Here is an 18,303-nt window from a genome sequence, read left to right as displayed (position 1 = left end):
TGGCGCTGCCCGCTGCACAGCCACGCCGCAGAACGGACAGTGGTTAACCGGCCCGCACAGCGGTTGCGCACAGTTGCTGTTGACGCAGGCGATGGGGAATTTGGCGGCTTTTGCAGGCTGCGACATAGCTTCTCGTCCTCGATCAGTTCACTGGCGGCGGTGGTGGCGGCACAGCAGCAGACGCCGGAGGTCCACCCACTGGCGGCTGGAACAGATGCGCAAGCTCGACAATCTGCCCGGCACCTTGCCAACCCGCCATGCCTTCACGCCACAGCAGACTGTCCCGCGTCACTTGCCCGCTCTGCACATACTGCTGCAACTGAGCGGTGGTGTACGGCCCATAAGTCGTACCCGCCACGCTCAAGTGATAGCTGTACTGCGGCGCAGCCACCGGTGGAGGCGGCGCGAAACCTCCGGCCGCGGGCGGCGGCGGTGGTGGCATGCCAGCCGCGGGCGCTGCAACAGGGGCAACAACCGGTGCAGCCGGTTGCAGCAGATTTTCAAGCCAGCCCTCGGTAAAGAACTCAGGCCGTACCGTCAGCTTCTCGCCGTGATCGGGATGCACTTCGTCTTGATAGACGTCGGCACGCGACCCGGCCACAAACTGGATGTACTGCCCCAGCGACGCTTCGGCGCTGGCCAGCAAACTGTCCTCGCGCCCCAACGCCTGGCGCTTCAGGCGTGCCAGGTATTCTTTCTTGAGCAGCTCGGCAATCTTGTACGGGAACGACTGATACAGCTCGGACACGCCCTTCTCGTCCACACGCTTTTGCGCGCGATACGCCGTGCGGCTCATTTCTTCAAACAAGGCTGCAAGCCCGGCCACCTGCGCATCACCCAGACGCAAGGTCTTGGCGCGCACCTGGTTTTCGATATCGCTGCGCTGCACCGGCTTGAAGCCGCTTTGGCGAATCGAGAATTCATCACCGATGGTGAAGTCTTCTTTATTGATGAAGAACTCGTACAGGTTGTTGTCCAAGCGCTTGAGCACGCCCAGGGCAATCGCGTGCAGGTACAGCTTGAAGTCTTCAGCGAACTGCCGGTATTGCTCTTGGGTGAACTGGATCGGCTGCACGAACTGGCTGGTGCGCTTGTGGCAATGCAGCGGAATCGCAGCGCTTTCTTTGGTGTAGCTGGCCAGGTACGTCGGCAACGGCGTCAGTGCCGGCATCGGGAAACCGGACAACTCGGTGAAGCAGATCAGCTTGCCGGGCATGCCCGATTCGACGAACTGGATCTGCCCGGCGTTCATGCCGGTGCCTTGCGGAAGGCACTGGCCGAGCATCGCGCCGTACACGCGCTTGAACTCGCTGGCGTCCTGCACACCGATCAGGCAGGTATAGCGGTCCTTGTTGATATTGAAGCCGCCGGTCAGGTTGAGCGGCGTCCACGGCATGGCGCGCTGCAACAGTTGGCGGAATTTCTCGCGCTGCTCATCCGGCGTCAGCGCCGCCAGGGCGATCAACAGCGGGTCGGCGCCGGGTGCCTGTTTGGGCAATTGCTGCACGGACTTGTTGCGCAGTTTCGACAGCAGCTCTTCCTGGCCCTCTTCGGTCTGTAGCTTGCCGAACAGCACTTTCGAGCCGCCGAAATCCTTGAAGGCATCTTTGGCCCAGGCGCGGACATCGGGCGTCTCAGCGCTTGGCTCTTCGCCGGTCTGCACCAGCTTGAGCGGAATCAGGGTCGCGTGTTTTTCCTTGATGCTGGCGTCGATCTTGGCGATGTCGGTGTCGATGCGCTTGAGCAACTGGTTAACCGCATTGCGGCCATCCTGCAGGCGACCGACGAAACCGTTCCACACCGGCTGGCCGCTGTGGTCGACCGATTCCTTGCGGCCCAGCCACTCGGACACTTCGCGCAACAGCAGCGCGGCTTCGCGGGCGGCGATGTAGCGCACGTAGAACAACAGGCTTTCGCGTAGGGTGTCCTTGATCTGGCCGAGCACCGTGTCGGCCTGTTTGTCCTTGCCGCTCAGGCGGGCGAACAGGCCTTTGTCGGTGGTTTCCTTGAGGCGTTCGAACTCACGCGCCAGCTCGGCCGACTCCAGCTTCTCGGACAGCTCGCGGAAGCGCGCAGCGTTCTTTTCCAGCGCCGGGATGATGCCGCTGCCTTCGTTTTCGAGGCGGTCCTTGAGCATCTCGACCAGCGCCAGCGTGTAGTCCAGGCCGCCGCGCTCGTCGTCGTCCAGACGGCGGAACAGTTTTTCCGGCAAGGCGTCTTCGCGGGTCAATTCGGCCAGGCGCTTGTGGCGGTTCTCGCGAATGCGCACTTCATGGTTGCGCTCGGCGCTGTCGACCGAACTGCCCTTGGTGTCGCGCTCCAGTTGCTGCTGGATTTCGCGCACCAGGGTCAGCCACTGCTCTTTGTCCGCGCCGCCGCTTTGCAGGCGCTCGAACAAGGCTTCGGTCTTCTGCTCGATCTGCCCGGTGACGCTGATATCACCCTCGACCTGCAACAGGTCGTCAGCGATCTGGTAGTGAGTGAATTCGCCGGTGGCCACGGTCAGTTCGACCCGCGACAGAAACTCCGGCAGTTCGGTGAACGTGCGCGGGGTGACGTTGAGCTGTTCCTTGAGGAACTCGTCGCGTTCTTTGTCGGTAGGACGATTGCCACCCACGGCGGCGTTGGCAATACCGAAGAAGGCCTTGAGCATCTGCTGCACCTGACGGCTCAGGCGCACGTTCTGACGCGCATCGATCTGGGTGTCGAGCACCGCCTGACCGATCGACGAATAGGCACACGGGAAACGCAGCTCGGTGTTGTCGCCGTAATCCTGCGGCAGGTTCACCGTGTAGGAGCGGATCTTGTGCTGATTCTGGTTGACCGCAATCGAGCGCTTCTTGTTGGCGAAATCCTGAGAGGTGAAGTCGGTGAACAGCACGTCCGACAGCATCTCGTAGATGTCTTCCTGATCGGACGTCTTGGCCTGGGCGATGTTGCTGTTGTCGATGATGTAGACGTCATCGTACGGACGGCTGTCGATGAACAGGTTGTCGCTGGCGTCCCAGTGCTTGAGCAGCGGGTTGCCGCGCATGCAGGTTTCCAGCTCCATCAGCGCGGCGTAGCCGTTGGCCTGTACACGCTCGGTGTTGTAGGCATGAAAGCCGCCCGGCAGCACAAAGAACAGGTCGACCTTGCCAGCGATGTTGCTCTCTTTGAGGATCGCCTTGGCCAGATAGCCCATGTCCAGAAACGAGCCGGAGCCGGTGCCGCCGGCCGCAGAGCCGGTGATCACGATGCGGATCTTGCCCGGTTCGATTTCCAGGCCGAGCTTTTTCAGCTTGTCGGCCTGCGCGCCGATGTTGCTCAGCAAGCGGCCGATCTTGTCGCGCAGCTTGTCGCGAATGGTCGGGTACTTGTCGTAGAAGTACAGGCGCGACAGGGCACGAATCTGCCCGGCGCCTTTGGACGGATCGATCCCTAAGTGCTTGATCTTTTCCGGGGTCAGCGGGAACCACTCGGCCACTTCGCGGTGGCGGTTGAGCTCATCGATGGAGTGCGTGTACTTGCTCAGGTTGAGCTGCTCGATGATCTTTTCTTCAGAGGTGAAACTCACCTGTTCGGCCAGCACATCGGTCTTTACCGACTTGCCGTCCTGGGTCACTTCGCCGGAGTCGAGGTCGAAGTTGATGAACTGCACCACCGGAAAGTCGGCGACCTGCTGCACCTGGCTGTTGCCGCCCCAGATGGCATTGAGGATGCGCCGACGCACACGAATATTGACCTTCATGCCGGTCCCGCCCAAGGCGATGAACAGCGTCGGGTGAATCTTTTCGAGAATCGGGGTGGCTGGCGCGCCGGTGGGTTGTGCAGTGTCGCTCATTGAAAACTCCGTGAGCCCTGGGCGGGCTGGCCGAAAGCTCGGCATTGATCCTGGTGCGGTCGCGGCGGCTGGGCCGCGACCCTGAAAGCGGTAGGGCTTAGCGTTTGGCCGAGAAGGTCATCAGCCAGGCGACCAGCGAAATCGCGGCCACGCCGCCCAATGGCGCGAAGTACAGCGGCGCCAAGAACTGGCCGGAGTTGATCACCGCCAGCACGGCCATGGCCGCAATCATCAGCAGGCCCAGGAACAGGAACCAGCCCGAGGCGTTGGCGCGGCTAGGCGCGACGCGCTCACGCACGCGCCAGTTGGCGTAGGCGTTCTTGATCACGAAGAAGATGATCGCCAGCACCACCAGCACGGCGATGCCGACCAGGGCGTCGCGGCTGTCGACCTTTTTCGGCCCCAGGTCCAGCGGCGTCGGCACGCCCAGCGTGCTGGTGGTGGTTGCCGGAGCCGCCGCCGTGGTGCTTTCAATCGGGGCTGGCAATGCGCTGGTCTGGGCCATGTGAAGAACTTCCTTGGGATACGTGAAAGAGGGTTACTTGAGACGGACGGCGATGTCGGGCGCCCGGTCGATCAATTGCGCGCCGAACAGGCCACGCTTGAGGGTCGCGACCTTGTTCTGCCGGGCGTCATAAACGCCGACGCTGCTGAACGGCTTGAGCGGGTACTGCTGGGTGAGACCTTCAACCGCGACGGTGAAGCTCTTCTTGCCGCCGAGCATGGCGAACAACACCAACAGGCCGATCAACAGCAACACGAACAGGCCGAGCAGCAACAGCACGGGCATCAGCGGGTAGCTGACCTGCAGCACGATCGGCAAACGGGTGGCCGAGCTGCTGGCTTCGCTGGACGGCACGAACACATCCGGCAAGGCGTCGCCGGGGAACAGTTCGTTCATGCGTTCGATAAAGGCCTGGGAAATGCGCAGTTGCTGCTCGCTGAGGCGCACCTCAATGGCGCCGGCGCGCTGGTAGCCGCTGGAGAAGATCACCTCGCTGGACCATTGCGACGGTAGCGGCGGCAGTTGCAGGCTGATCGCCAGCGGCGCCGAGCGTGCGCCCGGTTCCAGGTCCTTGATGCGGTCGACCGAGATGCTCGATTGCAGGGCTTCGCCGGGCATGTCCAGGCTCATGTCGATCTTGGCGTCATGAATCTGATAAGGGTTGAACTGGTTTTCGAACTGCCCCAGCAGCACCGCCGTCTTCGGCGAGCTGTCGACCTTGATGTTGAGCACCACGGTCTGCTGGTCTGGCGCCAGCTCGGCGCTGACATCGTCGGTGTCCTGCACGCCGGTCGGAATGAAGCGCACCGCCGAGCGGGTCAATGGCTTGAGGCGTACATGGTTATCGTTGAGCAAGCTGGCCAGCGCCGGCTGGGCCAGCACTTGTTCCAGCGCGGCATTGGCGTTGTTGCCGTAGGCCAGCGCATAAATCATCAGCCCGTTGGCCTGATAGTTGGGGCCCTTGACCGGCATTTTCTGTGGGAAGGCGGCGATGCGCGAAATCGACGCTTCGTTGTGCAGCAGGTCATAGAACTCACGGTTCTTGAGCTGGGTTTCGCTGCTGTTGTTGGGGCTGTTCTTGTTGTTGGTGATGATCCAGACAATCCCCTCGCGGCCTTCAAGGCCGGTGGTGATCGCGGCCAGCAAGGCTTGCTTGAAATCGGTGTCGGCGTAGGCGCCACCGGCTTTGCGCGCCAGGTTCAGTTGATTGACGCTGTCGGCGACACCTGCATGGGTGCCGGGACCGCGATAGGTCCACTGCGGCGAAGGGTGCACGTTGTCGGCCTGGTTGAAGCCGCCGATCACCACTTCGCTGTCGCCCGCCGCGGTGGCGGCCAGCTTGATGACCAGCGGTTTGAACGGCGAGGCCGGGTCAAGATAGAACGGTTCCATCCAGCCGGAGTTCTGCACCAGAAACACCTGGCGCAGCGGTTGCGCCGAAGCGTTGGCATGAGCGTTTGTGGTGACACCCAGCAGGGCAAGCATCAGCAAGGCGGCACGCATCATCGGCCGGTTCAAGCGTTCCATCGATACAGCGCTCCGCAAGAGTCGATATACAGCCACATCGCGTTATCGAAGAAAAACCACTGGGCATTCCATGGCTGGCTGACCAGCGCATTAAGGCCAAAGCCAATGCCGCCGACCTGGTCCAGACGGTACTGGACGTCGGCTTTCTGGTCGCTCTGGAAGAAGTCATCCAGGGTGCGGGTCTGGTTGGCGCGCATCGACAACAGCAAGCGCTCGCTGCTGAACTCGATGAACGGGTACACCACTTCGCGGGTGGTCGGCTCCAGGTTTTCGTCGTGGGTGTCCCACGGCCGCTCCAGGCGGATGTTGTACTTGAAGCTCAAGTGCCCGGTGCTCAGGCGATAGCCCTTGATCGGCTTGGACGGGTCGGTGGCGCCGTCGTCCAGTTGCAGATAGCTGAGGCTGTCGTCGGTGGCAACCAGTTGCCACAGGCCGCTGCCATCGCGAAACGGCGGCCCCTGTTCCGGGTGGGCTGTGGCGCCATCGGGCCAGGGCTGCCATTCGGCCTGCACGGCGGTGCCCTGGCGCAGGCTCAGGTAGCCGTGTTCGCCGATCCACAGCAAGCGCCGCGAAGACGGATCGCGCACGGGGGCCGACAGGCGGGTCATGCGTTGCGGATCAGCACCGGTGACCGGGTAATGCTCCCAGCCGGCGGCGGTCGGGCTGACCAGACGCACGCTGCCGTCGCTCATGTGCAACGGCAGCCAGGCGCGTTCTTCGAGATCGCCAGGGCCGGCCAATGCGCGGCCTTCCTTGCGCTGGGTGCGGTATTTGAGGGTCAGCGGATCGACCTTGACCAATACCGCGCCCTCCTCGCCTCCGACCAGCAACGTATGGCCGCGCTCGGCGTCGCCCAGGCTGACCGACCAGGCCCAGTTTTCCAGGCGCGTGCGGCCAATCGGCGTGCCTTCCGGTTGCAGCTCCAGCCATTTGCCGGAACCGCGCTGCCAGAGGAACAGACTGCCTTCGCGGCCCAGGGCGAACAGCGCATCGCGATAACCCCCCAGGTCGGCGACGAAGAAGTTCAGGCCGTTCTTGCGTGGCAGTTCGATGATTTGCTTGCTGTCGTTCAAGTCACGCGCGCCAGCCGCTTGCAGGCGCTGGAACAAGGCCGAAACGGTGTGCTGCGCGGCGCCGAGCTGCCCATTGGCAATCACCCGCGAACCGCTGCCGTCACCATACGGCGGCAACCAGCGCTTGTTCGCCTGCCAGGCCGTTACGGGCAAGGCTGCGCCGTTGTCCGGACAATGCTTGAAGGTTGACGGCAGATAGTGCGCACCCGGCTTTTGCCGGGCACCGACCAGATAGTCGAGGTCGACCAGATCGCTTGCAGGTTTGACGCCCGCTACACTGTGAAGGGAGAAATGGCCATCAGGGCCCTGATGCCAGAGTTGGTCACCCAACTGCCAGGTGTGCACACCATCCTTTGCGGCTATCTCCATACCTTCCTACTGATTACTTGCTGCAAGCCGGGGCCGCGAGCGCCGGCACAAAGCCTGATGCGTCGGGTCGACTTGCTGAATGAATGCATTTGGCCATCTAATTTTGGCGCGGGAATAATGGCACAAGGAGATACAATTTGACATCCTCCTTAGGCTCATCTCAGAAGATTGCAAGGTCGCTTAATTGCCTGCCGCATCACCCATAGCGCTCTTCCAATACCGCCAGTTCCTGCTCGATGCCGTCCAGCAACGCCTCCCATTGCGCCTGGGTGCGCAGGCGTGACGGGCTATGCACGGGATAAAGAAAGTCGACGATGCCCGGCCGGACCTTGCCCTTGCTGACCACTCCGAAGATTTCACTGGTCAGGGCACGGGCCAACATGTCCAGTTCGGCGGCATGATTGATCCAGCGCCAGTCGCGCTTGAGCACAACCTTGTCGAGCAGGACGCACTGCTTCTTGAACGCCCGAAGGGCCAGGCCAAGGGTGCTGATACTGAGCAAGGCATTGAGCCGATCACTGTCGCTACCGGCCTTCTGTTCGGCACCCGGGCCGAAGAACCATTCGTTGAAGCCCATTTCGACCTCGCGAAAGGCCACGCTCGTATCCCAGAGGATGCTCAAGGTCTTGTTGTGGCGCACGTCGTGCTTCCAGGTGCCATAAGCGGCAAAGCTCACCCCGGCAATGCCGATGGCGGCCAGCGCCTCGATCATTGCGGATGCCGAATGAATGATTTGCCAGGCCTGTGCCGAACCCACTCTGACACTGAAAAAAGCGGCAACCACCAGCACCACCAAGGCCAGGCAGGCGCTGTAGAAACCGTAGGCGTAAGGGTCTTTCATGGGACGCCTGCTGCCTCAGCCAAAGGGGAATTGGATAATCAACAGCGCAGATGATTGAAATGAGAATAGCCAAGGCCCGGCACCTTTGCTCCTTGTGACACCGGCCATACGACCACAGGACAGGTTGAACCAACGCGCCAGAACAATTGCCAAATTCATCAAGGCTGCAGTATCGGGAAATGACCTGCGGATGGACGACAACACTGCAGGTCTCTACTCTGGACTGCATCTCATTTCTATTCATAAACAACAGGATGTGTTGAATGCCTATCAAAAAGACCCTCTGGCTCGGCCTGCTCGGCGCGCTTTCTATCAGTGTTCAAGCAGCATCGCTGGACGTGCCGGTCAATCTGGTCAGCGCCGACGGCGCACCCAAGCCGATTGGCAGCGTGCATATCGAAGAAACCGATTACGGCCTGCTGTTCACACCGAAACTGACCGACCTGCCGGCCGGCGTGCATGGCTTTCACGTGCATGAAAAAGGCAGCTGCGACGCAGGCGAAAAGGACGGCGTAAAAGTCGCGGCCCTGGCCGCTGGCGGCCACTTTGACCCGGACAAGACCGGCAAGCATCTGGGGCCTTATGACAAGAACGGCCACCTGGGCGACTTGCCTGCAATCTACGTGACCGCCGACGGCAAGGCCGATTACCCGGTACTGGCACCGCGCCTGAAAAAACTGTCTGAAGTCAAAGGCCATGCACTGATGGTGCATGCGGGCGGCGATAACCATTCCGACCACCCGAAACCATTGGGCGGTGGCGGTGATCGGGCTGCGTGTGGCGTGATCTGATAGCCGATGGGGTGGCGTATGTTTGGCATACGCTGCCCTTGTGTATGTGACCTTGGCTTATTTGTATGTTGGTTGATTTGATGCTGCCTATGCGGCAGTGAAGAAGCGGATCGTGCCCCAAGCTCCGGTCGTCGGTTTCTGAGCTGCCTTTACGGCAGTGAAGACCTACAAATTCAACTATGCGACCCGCCAGCCTTTCTGAGCTGCCTATACGGCAGTGAAGCACTGGAAAGCTACGCCGACAGTTCGCCTGCATTTCTGAGCTGCCTATACGGCAGTGAAGCAGTTCAGTGGCAGGCACAAAGCCCGGGTGACTTTCTGAGTTGCCTATACGGCAGTGAAGACCGACACCGTCAAAGTGTTTGTTATTGCTCATTTCTGAGCTGCCTATACGGCAGTGAAGGTGCTGGCCAGCGGCAAACGTACCGGCCTGCATTTCTGAGCTGCCTATACGGCAGTGAAGGTCACGTTGGCGAATGTCGAAAGGCATAACCATTTCTGAGCTGCCTATACGGCAGTGAAGGTTACGCGCCGAGGCTATGTCAATCCGAACCATTTCTGAGCTGCCTATACGGCAGTGAAGACATCTACCGGGCTGCATTGTGATCGCGAAATTTTCTGAGCTGCCTATACGGCAGTGAAGGTCACGCCTGCTGCACGCAGCCTTCTGCCAAATTTCTGAGCTGCCTATACGGCAGTGAAGGGGCTGCAAGGCGGCAACCTTCGCCATGATGCTTTTCTGAGCTGCCTATACGGCAGTGAAGGCGCTGGTTTATGGCGCGCTTGGGCTGATCCTTTTCTGAGCTGCCTATACGGCAGTGAAGGCAGCCAAGTTCGGCTCAAAGCGCCTGTTCCTTTTCTGAGCTGCCTATACGGCAGTGAAGGAGATAGGTTGCTTGACTCCCCGAGCCTTAATTTTCTGAGCTGCCTATACGGCAGTGAAGAATCTTGCCGACCGCCCCCATGACCCGCCCCATTTCTGAGCTGCCTATACGGCAGTGAAGGCGACGTCGAGGACTTCGGTCAACCATTGGTTTTTCTGAGCTGCCTATACGGCAGTGAAGCGGCTGTTCGTGGACAACTCCCCGACGCTGTTTTTCTGAGCTGCCTATACGGCAGTGAAGTAGACACTTTGCTCAACAACCTCCCGTTTTGAAAGAGAAATTATCAGTTCGCAGGGCGTTGACCCTTTTCTGCCGTTCATATAACCCATTGATTTATATAAGGCCCATGAGTCTTTCCAAAAAGAGGGTTCAGGCCCAGCTCCGTTCAGTGAACAACAGCATGGTTCTGTAGAAGATTCCCCGCCGTCACCGCGCCGCGTTGTCGCGCAGCAACCACCGACTCGTAGGAGCGAGGCGAATGGCTGCCCCCTCAAGCTCGCAAATACTGACCGATCGGTATCAGGATCCACGCCGCACTCAACCAAAAAGCCCTTTCTCCAACCTCCCATGCATAATCTTTTGAAACCACTTGTCGTATAAGGATAAAGATCACAGGCTATCCACGCATGCCTCGCATCAGGGAACGTATCGCGCATGAAACCCGCAAAGCCCATCACCCGTGCATTTTGTGTCGAACTCCAGCAGGAGCTGTCGATTGTTGCGGCGCGGCGTGAGTATTTTTCTCAGGAGCCGCCACGCGCTCGCTTCGAGTTTCTCTGTTCCAGCGAGCCGTGCCGGGCGAAGGGTGTGAAGGTCACCGGGGTTCGTTACGACGTCAAACCACAAGACAATCCCACCTTCGTGGCGGCGCACTTTCGTGCCAATCCGCATTACGACCATCACCCCGATTGCGAGTGGGTTGAAGAGGACGCCGTAGAAGCCGGGCAGACCGAATCAAGTGATCCGCAAACACGGCTGCGTCAGGTCAAGCGCAAGCTGGATGATGCTATCGATGTCTTCGACCCGAGTCTGAAACAGCCGACCAAGGAAGCCGCCACACGCGAATTGTCCGGCACCGCACCGGCAAAGCCTGCACAACCGACGCCTGCCCTTGCGGTCAGCGAACCCGCTACACCGCGCTACAGCGAAACCCGCACCAATAATCTTGAGCGCCTGGTGGATTTCTATCGGCAGGCGCGCGCCGAGTTGTCGCCGGAGGACTTCAAGCAACTGACGCTGCGCGTGGCCGGGCAAGGTGAGGTGTCGTTGCGCTCGTACTTTCGCCATATCAAGTACGCGCAGGCAGGCGACAAGGATCGGGTGATGTTCGGCGGTGGATTGATCGAGCGTTACGGCGTCGGCTTCAAGTTTCTGTTCTTCGATCGCATCGAAGGCAAGCGGGTGAGCCTGTATGTCTCGCCGGCGCGCATGCAGGCCTATCGCTCCAGCCGTTATATCAGCGAGTTGCTCAGCCATGCCGAAGAGGTGAAGTTCTTTACCTTTTTCGCCTTGGGCAGCCTGGTGATGAGCCCGTCGGGCAAGAGCCTGAATCTGGAGGTCGACGACCTGCGGCACCTGGCGATTGTGCTGGGGCCTGCCAGGGAAGAACCGGCGCCAGAATGAAAAAAGGGAAGCAATGCTTCCCTTTTTCATGCCGCCAAACGAGGTATCAGACCTTGACGATCCAGCCCTCTGGCGCTTCGACGTCGCCCTTCTGTACGCCGGTCAGTTCCTTGTACAGGCGCTGGGTCACAGGACCGACTTCGCTTTCGCTGTAGAACACGTGCAGCTTGTCCTTGTAGGAAATCCCGCCGATCGGGGTAATCACCGCAGCAGTACCGCAGGCGCCGGCTTCCTTGAAGGTGTCGAGCTGGTCGATGAACACATCGCCTTCTTCGACAGTCAGGCCAAGACGGCTGGCGGCCAGTTCGATCAGCGACAGACGGGTGATGCCTGGCAACACCGACGGCGAGCGCGGGGTCAGGAACTTGTCGTCCTTGGTGATGGCGAAGAAGTTGGCCGAGCCGACTTCTTCGATTTTCGAATGGGTCTGCGGGTCAAGGTAGATGCAGTCGGCGAAGCTGTTTTTCTTGGCTTCGGAGCCTGGCAGCAGGCTGGCCGCGTAGTTGCCACCCACTTTGGCAGCGCCGGTGCCGTTGGGGGCAGCGCGGTCGTAGCCGGAGATCACGAAGTTGTTCGGCTTCAGGCCGCCCTTGAAGTAGGCGCCGACCGGAATGCAGAAGATCGAGAAGATGAACTCGGGTGCGGTGCGCACGCCGATGTTGTCGCCCACGCCGATCACGAACGGGCGCAGGTACAGCGCGCCGCCGGAGCCGTAAGGCGGGATGAAACGCTCGTTGGCCTGAACGACTTGCTTGCAAGCCTCGATGAACGCATCGGTAGGCACTTGCGGCATCAACAGGCGCGCGCAGCTGCGCTGCATGCGCTGAGCATTCTGGTCGGGGCGGAACAGGTTGATCGAACCGTCCTTGCAACGGTAGGCCTTGAGCCCCTCGAAGCATTGTTGGCCATAGTGCAGAGCAGTGGAGCCTTCACTGATGTGCAAAACGTTGTCTTCGGTCAGCGAGCCCTGTTCCCAGGCGCCGTTGCGCCAGTAGGACAGAAAACGCTTGTCGGTCTTGATGTAGTCGAAACCGAGATTGTCCCAGTTGATGCTTTCTTGACTCATAACGCCCTCTTTCTTTTTAGCAGACTGCCTGGATGAGTCAGGCCAAGGCCGTATTCTGCCAGATGATTGCCGTTCTGAGTCTGAAATCACATCGCCTTCACCCGACTGGAACCGCCTGGGCGGCCTGGCGCTGGCGCACGTAGGTCAGGAAGCTTTCAGGGTCGGTGGTACACAGGTCACGGGCGACCGACTTGACCTCATCCATCGGCCAGTCCCACCAGGCCGACTCCAATAGCAGCTCACGCACCGGCTCATCGAAACGCCAGCGAATGAATTTGCACGGGTTGCCGCCGACCACCGCATAGGGCTCGACATCGCGGGTGACCACCGATCCTGCGGCAACCACGGCACCATGACCGATGGTCACCCCGGAGAGAATCATGACGCCGGTACAGATCCAGCAGTCGCTGCCGATCACCACATCGCCCTTGCTGGGCGCGTAGCCTTCGATGTCGGCGAGCTTGTCGACCATCGCCGGAAACGGGTAAGTGCTCAGCCAGTCGGTGCGGTGACCGCCACCCAGAAGGATTTTCACGCCCTCGGCCATCGAGGTGTAGGCGCCGACGTGCAGGCTGGCTTCCTGGTCGAACTCCAGTATCTGCGGGACACCATAGCTGCCCACGCCGAATTGATGTCGCGGGTGGTGCAGGCGGGTCTTTTCAGGCAGGCGCTCCAGCTTGTCCAGACTCTTGAGACGCTTGCGGGCTTGTCTTTCTTTGAACCATTCAAGCATTTTCATGAAATTTCCCGAGCCTTAACGATGCAGAACCAGGCGCTTGAAGCGGCGCCAGGTGGTGGTGTTCATGCATTTGAAGGGAATCGAGCGCAGGAGTTTCCAGGCATACGGTTTATCGGCCACCACCGCGTATTTGAGCGCCTTGTGGACGATGCGGGTTCGTGCGCGCTGGTAATCAGGATGGCCCTCGTACGGCGCGATGGTTTGCATGTCTGCATCCAGCAGCACTTTGTACTTGCGCGACAGGTTGTTGGCATGACGCCGGTAACGGGTGATTTTGACCGGCAAGACATCGATGCGATAGCCCTTGGCCGCAATGCGCAGGGTGATCTGGAAGTCCTGAACCCTGATCGAAGGGTCATAGCCACCGGCATCACGCAGCGCCTGCATGCGGTACAGCGCCACTGGCGCGCCGACCACCACCGCGCCGCGCACGACCTCATCGAAGTTCAGGCACTCGACCGCCTCGCGGCTCTGGCACTTGAGGTCCTTGCCGTCGCAGTCCATGTAGGTGATCAAGGCGCCGACGATGCCGACCAATGGGTGCTGATTGAGGTACTCGGCACGAATGCGCACCGAAAACGGCAGCATGATGTCGTCCAGATCCGGGGTTGCAACGTATACACCGCGCGCATGCCGCAAGCCATGGTTGAGCGCGGCGCTGACGCCCTGATTGGGTTGCCGGTAAAGCTGAAAGGGGTATCTGGCCTGCAGGGCCTGGAGCATGGCGTAGCTGTTATCGCTGGAGCCGTCATCGACGATGATGACTTCAAAGTGCTCGTAATCCTGGGCAAAGATGCTCTCCAGGGCGCTCTCGAGAAATTTCTCGGCGTTATAGCAAGGGGCGATTATCGAGACCAGCGGCGCTTGAGTGGCAGCCTGTTGTTGAGTAGACATCATGGGTGGTCACGCTTCATGAGGGAGTTCTGCAGCCTGTTAACGAAGGCCCGACGTTGAAGCACTCCCTACACGAATAAAAACCTAATCCATTACTTGATACTTCAACAGAGCATGTCTATCAGCCAGCTTCGCAACGCCGGAACCCCCGGTTTTGCGGCTTGTGACAGGCAGTGATTATCACTCCGGATTATGTAACTTTGAAGAGGTCATATATCAGGTTACAAAAAAAAGCCCTGTTCAGAGAACAGGGCTTTTGGGTACCGCTCAGGCAAGCCTCAGAAGGCGTAAGTCACCAACAGCTCTTTGGTCACCTGAAAGTCCACCGACATCATCACGCTCAAGGCAGTGATGGTGACAATGGAGAACACGAACAGCTTGCGGGCCCAGACAGTATCGTCGGCAGCCTTGTAGCCTTTCCAGGCCATGTACAGCCAGTACATGCCCATGCCTGCTGCAACCGCCAGATAATTCAGCCCGGCATAGCCGCCGAACGTCAGCATCAGGGTCGCCACCAGGAACGCCAGGATGTACAGCAGGATGTGACGCTTGGTCACCAGAATGCCACGCTCGACCGGCAGGACCGGAATCTTCGCCGCACGATAGTCGTTGAAACGGAAGATCGCGATGGCATACGAGTGCGGCATCTGCCACAGGCTGAACATCACCAGCAGCGTGAGGGCCGCGAAGTCGAAGCTGTTGCTCACCGCGCAGTAGCCAACCACCGGAGGCATGGCCCCCGACAGGCTACCGATCAGCGTGCCGTGCACCGACTTGCGCTTGAAGTACAGGCTGTAGAAACCGACATAGATCACGAAACCGATCACCACCAGCAACGCCGACAGCGGGTTGGCGTAGGTGTACAGCAACCCTACACCCGCCACGCCCAAGATTGCACCGTAGAGCAAGGCCAGCTTCAACGAAACCAGGCCCTGCACCAGCACACGGTTGCGCGTACGCTCCATGCGCTGGTCGATATCGCGGTCGATGCAGTTGTTGAACACGCAACCGGAGGCCACGACCAGGGAAGTACCGATGATCGCTGCCAGAAGCACGATGAAATCGATATCTCCCTTGGAGGCCAGGAAAAAGCCACCTGCCACCGAAAGCACATTACCGAAAATGATCCCCGGTTTGGTGATTTGGATAAAGTGCTTCAGCGACATCAGGATTTCCTCACTGCGCCATCATTTCACGGTGGATGCTGAAGATGATCCACAGCGACAGGCCGACCAGGAACACGATCACTAACGCGGTGAAGACAAACGCCGTCACGTTGTTGCGCTGCGCACTGGTGAAGTCCAGGTGCAGGAAGTAATGCAGGTGCACCAGGATCTGGATGACCGCGAAGGCCATGATGATCATCACAGTAATGTCTTTCGGCAGAACCGGGGACATCACCAGCGCGAACGGTATGGCCGTCAGGATGATCGACAGTACGAAACCGATCATGTACGACTTCACGGAGCCGTGGCTGTGATCGTCGGCGTGGCCGTGATCGCCTGCGGTGTTATGTGGATTAGCCATTTACAGCGCCCCCAACAGATAAACAATGGTGAACACGCCAATCCAGACCACGTCCAGGAAGTGCCAGAACAGGCTCAGGCAGCTCAGGCGGGTCTTGTTGGTGTTGGTCAGGCCCTTTTTCTGGACCTGGTACATCATGATGCCCATCCAGATCAGACCACTGGTCACGTGCACACCGTGCAGGCCGACCAGCGAGAAGAACGCCGACAGGAAGCCGCTGCGGCTAGGACCGTAGCCTTCGTGGATCAGGTGATGGAACTCATAGATTTCCATACCGATAAAGGCCGCGCCGCACAGGAAGGTCACGAACAACCAGCCCAGCACCTTGCTCTTCTCACCCTTGTACAGTGCCAGCATGGCAAAGCCGTAGGTGATCGAGCTGACCAGCAGGAACGCGGTTTCAACGGCCACGAATGGCAGCAGGAAGATGTCCTGACCGGTCGGGCCGCCTGCAACGCTGTTGACCATCACGGCATAGACCGCGAAGAACGAGGCGAACAGCACGCAGTCGGTCATCAGGTACAGCCAGAAGCCGTAGACCGTCATGCCACCACTGTCGTGGTGATCGTCATGCCCGTGGTCATCGTGACCATGGGCGTCGGAGTGAATAGCGGTATTTGACATTGTTTAAACCTGTTCCGGCGCAGACTTGACAGGAGTGTAGGCACCGTTGGCCGCCAGGACCTTGTGATGCTCACCTTCGATACGTGCAACCTCTTCGGCTGGCACCATGTAGCCCTGATCGTCACGCGCTGCGTGAGCCACGAAGACTGCGATGGTTGCGACCAGGCTTGCGCCGACCAGCCACCAGATGTGCCAGATGAACGCGAAGCCGAAGACGGTCAGCAGCAGACCCATGTACATACCGGTCGGCGTGTTGTTCGGCATGTGGATCGCCGAATACTTGGCCGGAACCTTGTACGCAGTACCTTCGCGCTTGGCATCGGTGAACGCATCGATGTCGTTGGCTTTTGGCAGCTCGGCGAAGTTGTAGAACGGCGGTGGCGACGAAGTCGACCATTCCAGGGTGTGGCCATTCCACGGGTCGCCAGTGACGTCCAGGTTCTTGTTGCGGTCGCGGATACTGACGAACAGCTGGATCAGTTGCGAAGCGATACCGGCAGCAATCAGGAACGCACCGAACAGAGCGATGTTCAGGTAGATGTTCCACTCAGGCATATCGGTCGCGTTCAGACGACGGGTCATGCCCAGGAAGCCCAGCGCGTACAGCGGCATGAATGCCACGAAGAAGCCGGTGATCCAGAACCAGAACGCAGCCTTGCCCCAGCCTTCGTGCAGCTTGAAGCCGAACGCTTTCGGGAACCAGAACGCGAAACCTGCGATGTAACCGAATACCGCACCGCCGATGATCACGTTATGGAAGTGAGCAATAACGAACAGGCTGTTGTGCAGGACGAAGTCAGCACCCGGGATGGCCAGCAGAACGCCGGTCATGCCGCCGATCGAGAAGGTGACCATGAAGCCCAGGGTCCACATGACCGGCGCGGTGAAGCGCAGACGGCCCTGATACATGGTGAACAGCCAGTTGAACAGCTTCACACCCGTCGGGATCGCGATAAGCATCGTCGCCAGGCCGAAGAAGGCGTTGACGTTGGCGCCGGCACCCATGGTGAAGAAGTGGTGCAGCCAGACCACAAAGCCCAGTACGCAGATACCACCGGAGGCGAAGATCATCGACTTGTGGCCGAACAGGCGCTTGCCGGTGAACGTCGAGATGACTTCAGAGAAGACACCGAACGCTGGCAGGACGAGGATGTACACCTCAGGGTGACCCCATGCCCAGAACAGGTTCACGTACATCATCGGGTTACCACCCAACTCGTTCGTGAAAATGTGGAAGTCCAGGTAACGGTCAAGGGTCAGCAGTGCCAGACACGCAGTCAGGATCGGGAACGAAGCCACGATCAGGACGTTGGCGAAGGTACAGGTCCAGGTGAAGATCGGCATGTCCATCAGTTTCATGCCAGGGGTACGCATCTTCAGCACGGTTACCAGGAAGTTGACGCCCGTTAGCGTCGTACCCAATCCTGATAGCTGTAGCGCCCAGATGTAGTAGTCGACCCCCACGCCAGGGCTGTATTGCAGGCCCGACAGCGGTGGATAGGCAACCCAGCCAGTCTTGGCGAACTCACCGACACCCAGAGAGATGTTGATCAGCAGCATACCGGCAACCAGCAGCCAGAAGCTCAGGGAGTTCAGGAACGGAAAGGCAACGTCACGCGCACCGATCTGCAGCGGCAGGACGATGTTCATCAGGCCGGTGAAGAAAGGCATCGCCATGAAGATGATCATGATCACACCGTGGGCGGTGAAGATCTGGTCATAGTGCTCTGGCGGCAGGAAGCCTTCGGCGCCGTTTTGCGCCATGGCCAGTTGGGTACGCATCATGATCGCGTCGGCAAAGCCGCGCAGCAGCATGACCATGGCCACGATGATGTACATCACGCCGATTTTCTTGTGGTCGACCGACGTCAGCCACTCGGTCCACAGGTAGTTCCACTTGCGGAAGTAGGTGATAGCACCGACCACCGCCAGACCGCCCAGAGCGATCATGGCAAGGGTCACCATGACTATCGGCTCGTGGAACGGTACGGATTCCAGACTTAATTTGCCTAACATT

General features: G+C 59.6%; 14 protein-coding genes and 1 CRISPR repeat array. Of the genes, 2 read left to right on the top strand and 12 right to left on the bottom strand.

Translation table 11 applies throughout. From position 1 onward, the window contains the following. Window positions 1-142 precede the first annotated feature (142 nt). From ACYAS9_RS20290 to ACYAS9_RS20270, 5 genes are all read right to left on the bottom strand, one after another. Window positions 143-3,823: a tubulin-like doman-containing protein gene (locus tag ACYAS9_RS20290; RefSeq protein WP_463570072.1), complete on the bottom strand. Its 3,681-nt coding sequence runs from the start codon at window positions 3,821-3,823 to the stop codon at window positions 143-145. A gap of 97 nt (window positions 3,824-3,920) precedes the next feature. After that, a complete protein-coding gene (locus tag ACYAS9_RS20285) occupies window positions 3,921-4,328 on the bottom strand; it encodes a hypothetical protein (protein ID WP_459741720.1) in 408 nt (135 codons plus the stop codon). Between the two features lie 33 nt (window positions 4,329-4,361). Further along, a complete protein-coding gene (locus tag ACYAS9_RS20280) occupies window positions 4,362-5,855 on the bottom strand; it encodes a hypothetical protein (protein WP_463570070.1) in 1,494 nt (497 codons plus the stop codon). Next, window positions 5,843-7,297: a hypothetical protein gene (locus ACYAS9_RS20275; protein ID WP_463570068.1), complete on the bottom strand. Its 1,455-nt coding sequence runs from the start codon at window positions 7,295-7,297 to the stop codon at window positions 5,843-5,845. The genes ACYAS9_RS20280 and ACYAS9_RS20275 overlap by 13 nt, the downstream gene beginning before the upstream one ends. 196 nt (window positions 7,298-7,493) lie before the next feature. Next, the gene (locus ACYAS9_RS20270) at window positions 7,494-8,138 is read right to left on the bottom strand and encodes a hypothetical protein (RefSeq protein ID WP_463570067.1); all 645 of its coding nucleotides are present in this window, start codon (window positions 8,136-8,138) and stop codon (window positions 7,494-7,496) included. Window positions 8,139-8,407: 269 nt separating this feature from the next. Here ACYAS9_RS20270 and sodC point away from each other — a divergent pair, with 269 nt between their 5' ends. Then, entirely contained in the window at window positions 8,408-8,929 is a 522-nt protein-coding gene (gene sodC / locus ACYAS9_RS20265) for a superoxide dismutase [Cu-Zn] SodC (RefSeq protein WP_463570224.1), read from the top strand. A gap of 135 nt (window positions 8,930-9,064) precedes the next feature. After that, window positions 9,065-10,053: direct repeats of the CRISPR family, unit length 28 nt; unit sequence TTTCTGAGCTGCCTATACGGCAGTGAAG. A gap of 414 nt (window positions 10,054-10,467) precedes the next feature. Next, window positions 10,468-11,436: an ATPase gene (locus tag ACYAS9_RS20260; RefSeq protein ID WP_463570065.1), complete on the top strand. Its 969-nt coding sequence runs from the start codon at window positions 10,468-10,470 to the stop codon at window positions 11,434-11,436. Window positions 11,437-11,482: 46 nt separating this feature from the next. On the opposite strand, the gene ACYAS9_RS20255 is transcribed toward ACYAS9_RS20260, so the two are convergent. The 7 genes from ACYAS9_RS20255 to cyoB form a co-directional block, all read right to left on the bottom strand. After that, entirely contained in the window at window positions 11,483-12,556 is a 1,074-nt protein-coding gene (locus ACYAS9_RS20255; protein WP_463570223.1) for a branched-chain amino acid aminotransferase, read from the bottom strand. A gap of 43 nt (window positions 12,557-12,599) precedes the next feature. After that, window positions 12,600-13,241 (bottom strand): CatB-related O-acetyltransferase, encoded by a 642-nt coding sequence (locus ACYAS9_RS20250; RefSeq protein ID WP_463570063.1) that lies wholly within the window; start codon window positions 13,239-13,241, stop codon window positions 12,600-12,602. 15 nt (window positions 13,242-13,256) lie between these two features. After that, a complete protein-coding gene (locus ACYAS9_RS20245) occupies window positions 13,257-14,138 on the bottom strand; it encodes a glycosyltransferase family 2 protein (protein WP_463570062.1) in 882 nt (293 codons plus the stop codon). Window positions 14,139-14,413: 275 nt separating this feature from the next. Then, the gene (gene cyoE, locus ACYAS9_RS20240; RefSeq protein ID WP_463570060.1) at window positions 14,414-15,301 is read right to left on the bottom strand and encodes a heme o synthase; all 888 of its coding nucleotides are present in this window, start codon (window positions 15,299-15,301) and stop codon (window positions 14,414-14,416) included. Between the two features lie 10 nt (window positions 15,302-15,311). Further along, window positions 15,312-15,662, bottom strand: a complete 351-nt coding sequence (gene cyoD, locus ACYAS9_RS20235; RefSeq protein ID WP_463570059.1) for a cytochrome o ubiquinol oxidase subunit IV — start codon at window positions 15,660-15,662, stop codon at window positions 15,312-15,314. Beyond that, window positions 15,663-16,286, bottom strand: coding sequence for a cytochrome o ubiquinol oxidase subunit III (gene cyoC, locus ACYAS9_RS20230; protein ID WP_463570058.1), 624 nt, complete (start codon window positions 16,284-16,286; stop codon window positions 15,663-15,665). It abuts the gene before it with no gap. Between the two features lie 3 nt (window positions 16,287-16,289). Further along, complete coding sequence (cyoB, locus tag ACYAS9_RS20225; protein WP_463570057.1) at window positions 16,290-18,302, bottom strand: cytochrome o ubiquinol oxidase subunit I; 2,013 nt, start codon at window positions 18,300-18,302, stop codon at window positions 16,290-16,292. Window position 18,303 lies beyond the last annotated feature (1 nt).

The sequence above is a fragment of the Pseudomonas sp. HP_08 genome (assembly GCF_055284095.1).
This window is presented reverse-complemented; position numbering and strand designations above follow the sequence as displayed.

Bases quoted from the DNA above. Each gene is read 5' to 3' on its own strand.
- ACYAS9_RS20270 (WP_463570067.1), bottom strand. From the start codon at position 8,138: ATGAAAGACCCTTACGCCTACGGTTTCTACAGCGCCTGCCTGGCCTTG.
- ACYAS9_RS20290 (WP_463570072.1), bottom strand. From the start codon at position 3,823: ATGAGCGACACTGCACAACCCACCGGCGCGCCAGCCACCCCGATTCTC.
- ACYAS9_RS20250 (WP_463570063.1), bottom strand. From the start codon at position 13,241: ATGAAAATGCTTGAATGGTTCAAAGAAAGACAAGCCCGCAAGCGTCTC.
- ACYAS9_RS20260 (WP_463570065.1), top strand. From the start codon at position 10,468: ATGAAACCCGCAAAGCCCATCACCCGTGCATTTTGTGTCGAACTCCAG.
- ACYAS9_RS20285 (WP_459741720.1), bottom strand. From the start codon at position 4,328: ATGGCCCAGACCAGCGCATTGCCAGCCCCGATTGAAAGCACCACGGCG.
- cyoB (WP_463570057.1), bottom strand. From the start codon at position 18,302: ATGTTAGGCAAATTAAGTCTGGAATCCGTACCGTTCCACGAGCCGATA.
- ACYAS9_RS20245 (WP_463570062.1), bottom strand. From the start codon at position 14,138: ATGATGTCTACTCAACAACAGGCTGCCACTCAAGCGCCGCTGGTCTCG.
- cyoC (WP_463570058.1), bottom strand. From the start codon at position 16,286: ATGTCAAATACCGCTATTCACTCCGACGCCCATGGTCACGATGACCAC.
- cyoD (WP_463570059.1), bottom strand. From the start codon at position 15,662: ATGGCTAATCCACATAACACCGCAGGCGATCACGGCCACGCCGACGAT.
- ACYAS9_RS20275 (WP_463570068.1), bottom strand. From the start codon at position 7,297: ATGGAGATAGCCGCAAAGGATGGTGTGCACACCTGGCAGTTGGGTGAC.
- ACYAS9_RS20280 (WP_463570070.1), bottom strand. From the start codon at position 5,855: ATGGAACGCTTGAACCGGCCGATGATGCGTGCCGCCTTGCTGATGCTT.
- cyoE (WP_463570060.1), bottom strand. From the start codon at position 15,301: ATGTCGCTGAAGCACTTTATCCAAATCACCAAACCGGGGATCATTTTC.